Here is an 11872-nt window from a genome sequence, read left to right as displayed (position 1 = left end):
GCGCCGGGGGCCCGCAATCCATCAGGGCGGCAGTCATTCAGCGGGCGGCTGCGTCCGCCTCCCCCTCCGCCGCGGCTGGGAAGGGCGGAAATTCGATGCTGACTTTGGTGCCCTTGCCAACCTCGCTTTCAAATGCAATCTGCGCCTGATGTTCGCGCAGAATGCGCAGGCTGACCGACAACCCGAGCCCCGTGCCGCGCTGCTTCGTGGTATAGAACGGATCACCGATTTTCGAGAGGGCCTCAGGCGACATACCGCACCCCTGGTCAATCACATCCACGTGGATGACACCCCCCGCCGTACGGTAGGCGCCGACCTTGAGAATCCCAGCCTGCGTCATCGATTCAATACCGTTTTTCATCAGGTTTACGAAGACCTGCTTCAACTTCATGTCGTCTCCGTAAATGGGCAGCTCCTCATCGCCAATTTCTGTTTCGATCCCGACGTTGCTCATGTGTGCGGCCGGCAGCATCATCGCCACCGACTGCTCCAGCACTTTGTGCAGGTCCACCTTGGCGTAGTCGGACTCCTGGGGTCTCGACGTCGCCAGAAACTCCTCGATGATGTTCTCAATCCGCCCAATTTCAGACATGACCAGTTCGATGTACTGCCGGTTATAGGCAGAATCCTGCGTCATCAGCTGCAGAAATCCCTTGATGGTCGTCAGCGGGTTGCGAACCTCATGGGCGAGCGCGGCACCAAACTGACCCACCACCGAAAGCTTCTCGGACTGCAGCAGCAGCTGGTCGGTATACTTGCGATCGGTGATGTCTCTCGACACGCTGATCACCTTGGTGACATTCCCATCTTCGTCCAGGACGGGCGATATGGCAGATTCGACGCTCACCCAGCGCCCATCCTGATGCCGCACCCGGCACTCGGCCTTGCAGCGCGTTTTCTCCTTGATTGTTTTACGGAACGCGGACCGGACACGTTCGATGTCATCCTCGTGTATCCGCTGCAAGACGCGGCGGCCGAGCAGTTCCTCCGGCGGCGTCCCGAAAAATTGGCGATGAGATTCAGAGGCGTAGACGTATTCTCCATTCACATTGAAAATACTGACGGTGTCGGAAATGTTCTCTTCAATCAATCGAAACATCGCTTCCACTTCGCGCAGGGAACGTTCCATGCGCTTGCGTTCCGTGATGTCCCGGTCGACCGTCAGATACGCAATGTCGCCCTCGTCCAGTTCAATCGGCGTGATGGTGAGACTCACATCGACATAGGTTCCGTCCGGGCGCTTGCGGCGGGTTTCGAAATCAGCGATACCCTCGCCGCGTTTCACCGCCTCGCTCATACACCGCATGTCATCGGTATTCTCAGGCCAAAAGGACCAGACATTCTTGCCAATGACGTCCTTGGCAGCCAAACCATAGAGCTGCTCAAAGGCAGGGTTCACATATTGAAAAATGCAATCCTTGCCCATCAAGCTGATTGCATCCTTGGAACCGTGGAAAATCGATTTCACAAGCGGGAAAAAGGTCTCGCTCACAGGCTTCATCCAGCGACATACCTCCACCCTCTACCAGTCTTCCGTTCTCGTGTTTGGGGATGTCGTTGCGGATTCGAGTAACATATCATTCGATAAATGATGGTAAAAACCCTGCCAAATCGAGGCAGCCTTCCGTCATTCGCAACAGCCTCCAGGCTTCCGCCAAAGTTCCAATGGTTCGACAACGCTGTTCGACACAATCCTCGTGGGCCCCGGCCTACAATAGGGATCATCAAATCCCGGAGGCGATCCAATGGATATCAAACAGGCTGCGAAAACCCTGGGTGTGAGCACGGGAACCATCCGCAACTGGATTAAGGCGGGCCGGTTGAGCGCCACCACGCGAATCGAGCACGCCCGCATGAAATATGAAATTCCGGACCAACAAGTCATCGCCTTGACAGAGGCGCGTGACGGCGCGCGTAACGGCGCCCGAGATGGCGCCCACGCGGCGTCGACCGAACCGCCCGCGGCGGACAAGGGTGAAGGGCACGCAGAAGGGCTCGTGGAAGCACACGTGGATGGAAACGCGGACGGATCCGCCGCCGACATAGGCACTGTGGATGTGGATGGACCCGCAGCCCCCCTCTCTTCCTTCCGTTTCGCGCCGATCCCGCTCCGCCTGTCGCTGGAGGTGGAGGAGGACGACAGCCCCGTGGTCGTCGAAGACGCATCCCCGGAGGCGAACGACCGCAGCGCCGAAGCCCGGCAGGACCGCAGCGCCGAGGCCCAACAGGTGCAGGAGTGGTTATCAACGGCTGTGAAAAACGGCATCAACGCTGCATTTGTGGAAGTCAGCGAACGACTCCACAAGCACATTCACCATCAATACGAGTTACTGGAGTCCGTACGCATCGAGCTCGCCAACGTGCTCACAGAAGTCTGTTCCACGAGAGCCGAGGTTGCAGCGACCCAGGACCTCACACGGCACATTTACGATACCACGCAGCGCGATCGCGATCAGATGGTTGTACGCACCCTGCAAAACAGCCTCGAGCGCGGCAGGCACCGCAAACGAAAGCAGCCCTGGTGGTGACCAGGGAAGCTGTATCCAGCTTCCCCACCCCACACAAGGCGCCCGGTCGTTCGTCGATGCCTATCGCAGATGTGTGCCGCTGGTGGCCGTGCCGCTTGCGCAGGCCGCCCGGTCAAGCCGCTTCCTGATGTTTCATCGCGTTCTTGTGCAACGGCAGGAACGACGCAGAAATCAACGCCAGGATGGCAACGCTGAACGTGACCACAAACACGTTGTGCAGGCCGTGAACCAGGATCTGCTGGACAATCGTCACAACCGCGGGCGGAATTTGCGCAGCCGGTAGGTTGACGAGGTTGAGAATGTTGCCAGCCACTTGTCCGTGAAAGTGCGTCGCCGCATCGTTCAAGATGGAGCGGTTGAATACGGCGCCAAACACCGTGATCCCGACGGTCTGTCCCAAACTCCGCATGAACGTATTCGACGCGGTCGCCGCGCCGCGCATCTGCCACCCGACCGAGGCTTGAATCATGACTGTGGTCGGCGTGACGGAATACCCCATGCCAAGGCCAATGACAATCATCAGTCCGACGAAGTACCAGTACGGCGACCCGAGCTGCACCGCCAACAGCCAGCTCGTTCCAGCCACGACCAGAACCGCGCCAATCATTGTCGTCAGCTTGGAGCCAATTCGGTACATAAAGCGGCCGGCGAGCGTGGAGCCGACTGGCCACGCGATCGACATCGGCATCAACGTCAGTCCCGAACTGGTCGCGCTGTGCCCCAGCACCGTCTGAATCCACATGGGCAGATACACGTTTCCGCCCATCAGGACAAAGCTGATGAGAAACGCAAAGATATTCGACACCAGAATTGTTCGATTGCCGAACAAAGACAACGGGAGCATCGGCTCCGCCGACTTGCGTTCAATCACGATAAACAGGACGAGGAACACCACAAAACCCGCAAACAACGCGTACGTGACGGCCGAGTTCCACGCATACTTGCCGCCGCCGTTGAGCAGTGCGTACAGCAGAGACCCGATGGAGATGGTGAACACCACTGCGCCAAGCACGTCCACTCGGTGCCTCTTTTTCTCGAATTTCTCATGCAGGAACGACAGCACCAGGATGATGGAGATGATCCCAATGGGCACGTTGATGTAGAAAATCCACCGCCACGACGAGTAATCGACAAACAGCCCGCCAATCAACGGGCCAATCAGGCCAGCCACACCCCAGACAGCGCTGAACAACCCTTGCATCCTCGCCCGTTGTTCCCCCGGAAATAGGTCGCCGATAATGGTGAACGTCACGGGCATCACGGCCCCAGCGCCAATCCCCTGGAACGCCCGGAACCACACCAACTGCTGCATGGTCTGCGACGCGCCGGACAGCATCGATCCGATAACAAACAGAATCACGCCGGTCGTGAAAATCACCCGCCGCCCCAGCAGGTCGGACAACTTCCCGTAAATCGGCGTCGTGATGCAGGTCGTAAGTGTATAAATCGCAAACACCCAACTATATAAGCTGAGTCCTTTCAAATCTCGTACGATATGCGGCATCGCCGTACTCACGACGGTCACATCAATCGCGACGAGCAAAATCGCCACCAGCATGGCGACGGTGACCATCCTGCGGTTCGTCGTTCTCTCCATAAACTCCGTCTTCCTCCCGACATAACTAGATGATTTCAGGGCGAAGCTGAGCGGCGTGGGCCGGGCGTGGACCGGGTGTGCGCGCGGCTGGGTGTGGGCCGGGCGTGCACGCGGCTGGGTGTGGGCCGGGCGTGGGCCAACATCGGCCCGGCCTCGCATCGGTCCGTGAAAAAATCCGCAGCCAAGCACAACTTGCCTCCATGATTAGACCGCCTTCGTTATTAAACCATTTCAACGCTCATTTGAACATCTGTTCTTTCAGGGTGCCTTGTCCCGGAAATTGTGATACGGTGATCGTAGCACAGACAAACTCTACCTGTCTGCGAGATCACACAAGTGCCTTGCCACCGGTGGGTGTCAGGGCGACTTAGGGTAGGAAAGGCGCCGTATGCGCCGGGATCCGGCCGGGCTCGGGGCGGATTAGGGTAGGAAAGGCGCCGTATGCGCCGGGATCCGACTGGGCTCGGGGCGGCTTAAGGTAGAAAAGGCGCCGTATGCGCCGGGGGCCGGCCGGGCTCGGGGCGGATTAGGGTAGGAAAGGCGCCATATGTGCTGGGGGCCGGCCGGGCTCGGGGCAGCTTAAGGTAGGAAAGGTGCCGTATGCGCCGGGATCCGACTGGGCTCGGGGCGGCTTAAGGTAGGAAAGGCGCCATATGTGCCGGGGTCCGGCCGGGCTCGGGGCGGCTTAAGGTAGAAAAGGCGCCGTATGCGCCGGGATCCGGCCGGGCTCGGGGCAGCTTAAGGTAGGAAAGGCGCCTAAAACGCCGGGATCCGGCCGGGCTCGGGGCGGCTTAAGGTAGGAAAGGCGCCGTATGTGCCGGGATCCGACTGGGCTCGGGGCGGCTTTAGGTAGGAAAGGTGCCGTATGCGCCGCCACAGCCACGCGCGCCACGCGCCACCGCACGCAAAACACGAGGGGGAATCCTACATGGTCCGACGACGCCAGGATGTACCGGAAGAACAAGTGTGGAACCTGACAGACCTGTTTGCCGATGAAGCGGCATTCGATACGGCCATTCTCGAGGCCGAACAAGCGCTTGCTAACCTGTCCAATCTCGCGCAGACAGCTGCCACATCCGCAGATCACCTCGCCGCGTATATGAGGGCGCGCGACAACGTGATTGAGCAGTGTTCGCGCATTGGCTCGTACGCGATGCTCAAGTTCAGCGAAGATGGCACCGATGCGGCGAATCAGGCGTTGTTCGGACGCGCCAGGCAGTTGCAGCAACAGGCGGCGCAGCAGCTCACCGAGCACCGGGACGCACTCCTGAAACTGCCGGAAGAGACGCTTCGACAGTTCGCGAACGCCGGCGGTGCGCTGGCACCGTACCGGCTCTACTTGACGGAATTGGCAGACAGCCGGCCGCACGTCCTGTCCCGCGACGCGGAGGCGGCGCTGTCAGCGGTTGGCGACCTCATCGCTGCCCCCGCCACGCTGTACCGCACCGTGACAGGCGCGGATATGAAGTTTGACAGTGTACCCGACGAAGCAGGGGCGGAATTTGCCGTCACACCGTTCAGCGTCATGGTGCGTGCCGAAGCATCCACCGACATGGCGTTTCGGCGGCGGGCGTACGATGCACTCATCGCCGGACTCAAACCCTACCACAACACGCTTGCCGTGTCGTTGTCGACCGAGATCCAGAAAAACGTCGCCCTCGCCAAACTTCGCGGCTACGCATCGACCGCTGACATGCTGCTCCACGAATCCAGTCCGTTTGGCGATCCCGGCGATAATGTCCCGGTCTCCTTCTTCGAGCGGGTGCTGGACGTCATCCTCAAGGAACTCTCGCCCCACATGCAGCGCTATGCACGCTTGCGCAGCCGGGTGTGGGGTGTCGAAAAGCTCCACTTCAGCGACGCGAAAGCCCCGATTGCGGCGGGCAAGGAGCCTGTTCCGTTTGAGAACGCAGCCCGCCTCATCCCCGAAGCGGTCGCGGTGATGGGAGACGACTATCGCAAGACCATTGAACGCGCGTTCACGGAACGCTGGATTTACCGCGGCGACAACCTCGGTGCCCTGCAAGGCGCCTATTGCGACTGGGTCCCGGATGTTCACCCGTACGTGTTCGCGCCGTACCATGACATCTTGTACGATGTGTTCATCCTGGCACACGAACTTGGCCATGCTGGACACGGCGCCTTGGCATACGCCAACCAGGTACAGCAAAACCGTTCTTCCAGCCGTCTGTTTGTGGAAGCCCCGTCGACGTTCCACGAGCACCTGTTGGCGCATCACCTGAGACAAACGCGGGGCGACGCGTTCCGGGCAGAAATCAACTGTATGCAGCTCCTGACGTTCCATCACAACTTCGTCACACATCTCATTGAAGCCGAACTGCTGCGCCGCCTCTACCAACGTGCGGAAGCGGGTCAGCCGCTGACAGCGGGTGTCCTCGACCAGACCCAAACCGAAATTCTTTCGGAGTTCTGGGGGGACACGGTGGAATTGGACGAAGGGGCCGGTATGACCTGGATGCGGCAGGCGCACTACTACAGTGGCTTGTACCCATACACATACTCCGTCGGGCTGACGGCGTCAACGGTTCTCGCATCTCGGCTGGCAAAAGGCGAGGATGTCACCCGCAAGTGGCTGGAAGTCTTGAAACTTGGGGGCAGCAAGCACGCTCTGGAGTTGTTCAAAATGGTGGACATCGACATGGATTCCGAAGCGCCGTATCGCGAGGCCATTGCATACGTCGGCCGGTTGATCGACGAACTCGAAGAGATTTACGCGTGATGCCAGGGGCCGTTCCTCCGCACGGGGAACGGCCCCTTTGCAAGCTGCTTCAGACACACGGACCTTTACTTACGGGCCTTTACTTACGGGCCTTGACTTGCCACAGCCTTTGCTTTGGGCAGCCATGACCTGCGGCGGCCTCGCGGACTTTACTGGTTCGGAATCACCGCCATCGTACACCGCGAGACACAAATCAACTTCCCCGCTTCATCCGTCACCTTGATATCCCAAACCATGGTCGTGCGTCCTTTGTGAAGCGGCGTCGCTGTTGCCGTGACGACACCATCTCGTTTGCTGCGGAGGTGGTTCGCATTAATCTCCATGCCGACGGGACTGAATTTCGTCAAGTCAATATTGAGCGCTGTCGCTAACGACGCCGCGGTCTCCGCCAACGCCACCGATGCCCCTCCATGCAAAATGCCCGCAGGCTGCCACGTCTTTGGCCCCACTGGCATGGTCAGAACGACCCGATCACGATGGAACTCTACATATTTGATATCGAGCTGATGGATGAGTGTGTTTTCTGCACGCGCCTTCATCTGTGCCACAAAGCTCGCCTTGTCTGCCCCAAACGCTTCAAGAATGTCCTCACTGACCTGGACTTCGTCAACCGCTGACATGCCATCGCCTCCAACGTTGAAAATCATGGTTTGCCGTTGTCCTGGAAAAATTAGACCTGTCGACATGACGCGACTTGATTACTACTTCTCACCGCATCTCATTGAGTTCATTGCCCCCGCTTATTTTACCAGCGTTTACCCGCCCTTGAACACGATTTTCCTCTATCTGTTTCCGTTCAAACAACTCGCCGGCTGACCAGTCATGAATGGAAATCTGCCGATCCCCCTTTTCTGTCCTTGCAATCCTGTGTATGATGAGACGTTGAACCTTTGCTGAACAACCTTGAATCGATGATGATTGCGGAGGCAGATATACATTGGACTGGACACCAGAAAATGAGGCTCGAATGGGCGAACAAACGACCGAGGGTCAACCCGCATCTGTACCAGAACAGGAACCCAGCCCAGCACAGGTGCAGACTGGCTCCGGCTCCCCGTCTCAACCGCACCCCCAAGTCGGGGATGTGACACAGCCCCCCGCGGATGGAAAGGCCGTCGCTTCCCTCATCACCGGGATCGCCAGTTTGGTCCTGTGGTGGATTCCGTTTCTCGGCTTTGGTGCAGGTGCGGCGGCGATTGTGCTTGGGTCCATCACACTCGCCAAGAAGCAGCCCGGCAAAGGCATGAGCATCGCAGGGGTCATCTGCGGCGGTGTCGGCGTCCTGGGTACCGTGCTCTTTTGGGCGGTGATTGTGGTGGTCCTGATACTCGGCACGAACAGTCCCAACCTAAACGGAACGCCCCTGAACACCGTAACCCTGTAATGATGAGGACGGACGGCGTCCATAGCTGGGCGGGTGCAACAGGCGTGCTCAGCGAAGCCCGCATACGCTTGTGGAAGGGGGCGACAGGAATGGACGGGCAGACAAATACAACGGGTGATTTTTTCGCAAAAACGTTTGTCATCTCCATGGTTACATTCCTTCTCCTCGAAGCCTTCCTCCCACCTGAATATCGCTACCTCGCCTTTCTGTACATCGTCTTGAACGCCACGATGCTTTGGATCTTGAATATGATCCATTCGGGGCTGGGCGGCGTCACAACCACCGTGCGGCTGTTGGCCACATACATCGCCTTGTCCGCATTGCTGATCGAAACCGAGTAACTGCCTCCGCGTCACTGCCTCCTCGATATCCACGCTGAATCGCTGCTGAAAAAGATGCATTTCCATAGTAGATTCGGTACAATAAGAACGAATATTCCATGAGCACACACATCTATAGAAAAGATTCACTTTTGTGATTTCCCTCAGTTCCATAGAGATTTTATACAATCCAGCAGGAGTATCAATGCCTGTGCCGTGAGCGGAGAAGGGTACACGAGGTGAAAGCGGTCTGCCTCCATGAAAGCGCTTTGCGGTTCACAAGTACAGGCATGATACCGCATGCATGGAAAGGAGGTGAACCAACATGAAAAAGGGCAGCAAGTGGTGGTATGTCTTGGCCCTCATTCCGCTGATTGGAACACTGTTCCCGTCTTTTTACTCGTCCGTCACGCCGACACTTTGGGGGGTCCCGTTCTTCTATTGGTACCAAATGATGTGGGTCATCATTAGTGCCATCCTCACTGCAATCATGTATGCAGCGTTGAAAAACAACTAAAATTCGGCGGTAAGGGGGGAGCAGCCCATCATGAATTGGACAGCGCTCGTCATCTTCATCATTTTCTTTCTTCTGGTCACCGTACTTGGCTTCGTGGCCGCACGTTGGCGAAAGGCCGATTTAAATCACCTGGAAGAGTGGGGACTTGCCGGACGCAAATTTGGAACACTCATCACATGGTTCCTGGTCGGCGGCGACTTGTACACGGCCTATACGTTCATCGCAGTGCCCGCGCTCATGTACGGCGCCGGGGCGCTTGGTTTTTACGCCGTTCCGTACACCATCATTATTTACCCCATCTTCTTTGCGATTCTCCCGCGTTTCTGGTCCGTGGCCAAGAAACACGGCTACGTGACCGCATCCGACTTTATTGAAGGGCGATTCGGGGACAAGACCCTGGCACTCGCCATCGCGGTGACAGGCATCGTCGCAACCATGCCTTACATCGCGCTGCAATTGACCGGTATGCAGGCGGTCCTGGCCGCCATGGGACTGGGCGGCGACTGGCCGCTGATTATCGCGTTTGTCATCCTGGCCCTCTATACGTATACCAGCGGACTGCGGGCGCCGGCGATGATCGCCGTTGTGAAGGATTTGATGATTTACATCACGGTCATCGTGGCCATCATCGTGATCCCGATGAAACTTCACGGGTTTGGCCACATTTTCTCAGCCGCCAGCGCCGCGCTGGCAACCCATACGCCTCCCGGCGCACCGGTGGCAACGCCGTCCATGTATGCGCCTTATGCAACACTGGCATTGGGTTCCGCGTTGGCACTGTTCCTGTATCCGCACTCGTTGACCGGCATCTTGAGTTCCAGCAGCCGCAGAGTCATCAAGCGGAACATGGCTTTGCTGCCGGCCTATTCCTTTGCGCTTGGCATCATTGCACTGCTTGGATTCATGGCGCTGGCCGCAGGGATTGTGACCAAAAACACGTCTGCCGCTGTGCCGCTGTTGTTCTTGAAGGAGTTCCCAAGCTGGTTCGCTGGATTCGGATTCGCCGCCATCGCCATTGGCGCCCTGGTTCCGGCCGCCATCATGTCCATCGCGGCGTCGAACCTGTTTACGCGGAACATTTACAAAGCGTACTTCAACAAATCTGCTTCGCCGCAAAACGAAGCAAAGGTTGCCAAGTTCGTCTCTTTGATTGTCAAGGTCGGCGCGCTGGTGTTCATTCTCGGATTCCCGCAGCAGTACGCCATCAGCATGCAGCAGGTCGGCGGCATCCTCGTGCTGCAGACACTGCCGGCGATCATCTTCGGCCTGTATACGCGGTGGTTCCACCGTCGGGCGCTGCTGCTCGGATGGGCGGTTGGTATCCTCTACGGCATCTACATGTGGGGTACAACCGGGTACAAGTCGACCACGTACGCGCTGCACATCTTTGGTCAGACCTGGGCGGGGTACGCTGGCATCTGGGCGCTCATTGTAAACGTCCTGGTGACGGTCGTGTTCACACTCATCTTCCAGGCCGTCAAGCTGGGCCAAGGAACGGACGCGACATCGGCAAGCGACTATTCCATCGAACCGAGCGCCTGAGCTGCGTTTTATCAAATTTTGATCAAACAAGGTGCCGGCAGCGCAGTTGCGCTGACCGGCACCCTTTGTCTATGTGTGCGCTCCGGGGAGGGCCATCCCCGTTTCTCCATCAAACAAATGAACGCGATGCATGTCCAGCACCAACTCGACCCTGTCCCCTGGCACGTAGTGAAAGCGGGGATTGATGCGGGCCACCATCGCAGCGTGACCCACGACGACGTGCAGATAAATTTCCGACCCCATATGTTCTGCCACTTCCACCTGCGCGGACAGAAGCGCTTGTGCATCGGTCGGCTTCACGGCTTCCGCATGTTGGATGTCCTCCGGACGAACACCCAGCACGACAGATCGCGATCCGGCCCCGCCTCCATCGGGCGACGCAATGGACGCACGGCGGCGTTCAGGCACCATCAGTTTCAGCCCGTCCCCCATAAAGTACAGCTTGCCGGATTCCTCGCGCAATTCGCCGCGGACGAAGTTCATCCCAGGTGAGCCAATGAACCCCGCCACGAACAGGTTGGCAGGGTGATGATACACCTCCGCAGGCGTATCACACTGTTGGATCACGCCGTCGTTCATCACCACGATACGGTCTCCCATCGTCATCGCCTCGACCTGGTCGTGCGTGACGTAAATCATCGTCGTCTCAATCCGTTGATGCAACTTGCGAATCTCAGCCCGCATTTGCACACGCAGTTTCGCGTCGAGATTGGACAGGGGTTCATCCATGAGAAAGACTTGGGGTTCTCGCACAATCGCGCGGCCCAAGGCGACACGCTGCCGCTGCCCGCCTGACAGGGCCTTCGGCCGGCGATCCAGCAGGTGCTCGATATCGAGAATTTGCGCAGCTTCATGGACCCGCCTGTCGATTTCGTGCTTCGGAAGCTTTCGCAGCTTCAACCCAAACGCCATGTTTTGATACACCGTCATGTGCGGGTACAGCGCATAGTTCTGGAACACCATGGCGATGTCGCGATCTTTCGGAGGCACGTCATTCACTCTTTTCTCCCCGATGAAGATGTCCCCTGCAGTGACCGTCTCCAGTCCAGCAATCATGCGCAGGGTCGTTGTCTTGCCACATCCGGACGGGCCTACAAAGACCACGAACTCTTGATCTTCGATATCCAGGTGAAAATCTTTAACGACTGGTACGTTTGCCGTGTAGTGCTTGACCACATGCTGCAGTCGTACGCGTGCCATGTTAAATCCTCCTCTGACTCGTGACAAGTGCCCCAAACGGCGGC

General features: G+C 58.1%; 10 protein-coding genes. 6 read left to right on the top strand and 4 right to left on the bottom strand.

The features are described 5' to 3' along the window. Positions 1-37 precede the first annotated feature (37 nt). Entirely contained in the window at positions 38-1501 is a 1464-nt protein-coding gene (locus JI721_RS06805) for a PAS domain-containing sensor histidine kinase (protein ID WP_274457280.1), read from the bottom strand. 244 nt (positions 1502-1745) lie between these two features. On the opposite strand from JI721_RS06805, the gene JI721_RS06800 reads away from it, so the two are divergent. Next, positions 1746-2528 carry a helix-turn-helix domain-containing protein gene (locus JI721_RS06800; RefSeq protein ID WP_274457279.1) on the top strand — a complete coding sequence of 261 codons (783 nt, stop codon included), beginning with the start codon at positions 1746-1748 and terminating at the stop codon, positions 2526-2528. 112 nt (positions 2529-2640) lie between these two features. Here the strand turns inward: JI721_RS06800 and JI721_RS06795 are convergent, their stop codons facing one another. After that, positions 2641-4125, bottom strand: a complete 1485-nt coding sequence (locus JI721_RS06795; protein ID WP_274457278.1) for an MDR family MFS transporter — start codon at positions 4123-4125, stop codon at positions 2641-2643. Positions 4126-5053: 928 nt separating this feature from the next. On the opposite strand from JI721_RS06795, the gene JI721_RS06790 reads away from it, so the two are divergent. After that, positions 5054-6865: a M3 family metallopeptidase gene (locus JI721_RS06790; protein WP_274457277.1), complete on the top strand. Its 1812-nt coding sequence runs from the start codon at positions 5054-5056 to the stop codon at positions 6863-6865. 149 nt (positions 6866-7014) lie between these two features. On the opposite strand, the gene JI721_RS06785 is transcribed toward JI721_RS06790, so the two are convergent. Further along, positions 7015-7404 carry a PaaI family thioesterase gene (locus JI721_RS06785; RefSeq protein WP_274457716.1) on the bottom strand — a complete coding sequence of 130 codons (390 nt, stop codon included), beginning with the start codon at positions 7402-7404 and terminating at the stop codon, positions 7015-7017. Between the two features lie 398 nt (positions 7405-7802). On the opposite strand from JI721_RS06785, the gene JI721_RS06780 reads away from it, so the two are divergent. The 4 genes from JI721_RS06780 (at position 7803) to mctP (ending at position 10628) form a co-directional block, all read left to right on the top strand. Further along, positions 7803-8249 (top strand): DUF4190 domain-containing protein, encoded by a 447-nt coding sequence (locus JI721_RS06780; RefSeq protein ID WP_274457276.1) that lies wholly within the window; start codon positions 7803-7805, stop codon positions 8247-8249. An 89-nt stretch (positions 8250-8338) separates the two neighbouring features. After that, on the top strand, positions 8339-8590 hold the full coding sequence (locus tag JI721_RS06775) for a hypothetical protein (RefSeq protein WP_274457274.1): 252 nt from the start codon (positions 8339-8341) through the stop codon (positions 8588-8590). Between the two features lie 304 nt (positions 8591-8894). Continuing rightward, on the top strand, positions 8895-9086 hold the full coding sequence (locus tag JI721_RS06770) for a DUF3311 domain-containing protein (protein WP_274457273.1): 192 nt from the start codon (positions 8895-8897) through the stop codon (positions 9084-9086). Positions 9087-9116: 30 nt separating this feature from the next. Further along, on the top strand, positions 9117-10628 hold the full coding sequence (mctP, locus tag JI721_RS06765) for a monocarboxylate uptake permease MctP (RefSeq protein WP_274457272.1): 1512 nt from the start codon (positions 9117-9119) through the stop codon (positions 10626-10628). 69 nt (positions 10629-10697) lie between these two features. Here the strand turns inward: mctP and JI721_RS06760 are convergent, their stop codons facing one another. Continuing rightward, positions 10698-11828 (bottom strand): ABC transporter ATP-binding protein, encoded by a 1131-nt coding sequence (locus tag JI721_RS06760; RefSeq protein ID WP_274457271.1) that lies wholly within the window; start codon positions 11826-11828, stop codon positions 10698-10700. Between the last annotated feature and the right edge of the window lie 44 nt (positions 11829-11872).

Origin of the sequence: Alicyclobacillus cycloheptanicus (assembly GCF_028751525.1) — a bacterium.
GTDB lineage: Bacteria > Bacillota > Bacilli > Alicyclobacillales > Alicyclobacillaceae > Alicyclobacillus_L > Alicyclobacillus_L cycloheptanicus.
Note: the sequence above shows the minus strand (reverse complement) of the source record. Positions and strands in the feature narration are given on the sequence as shown.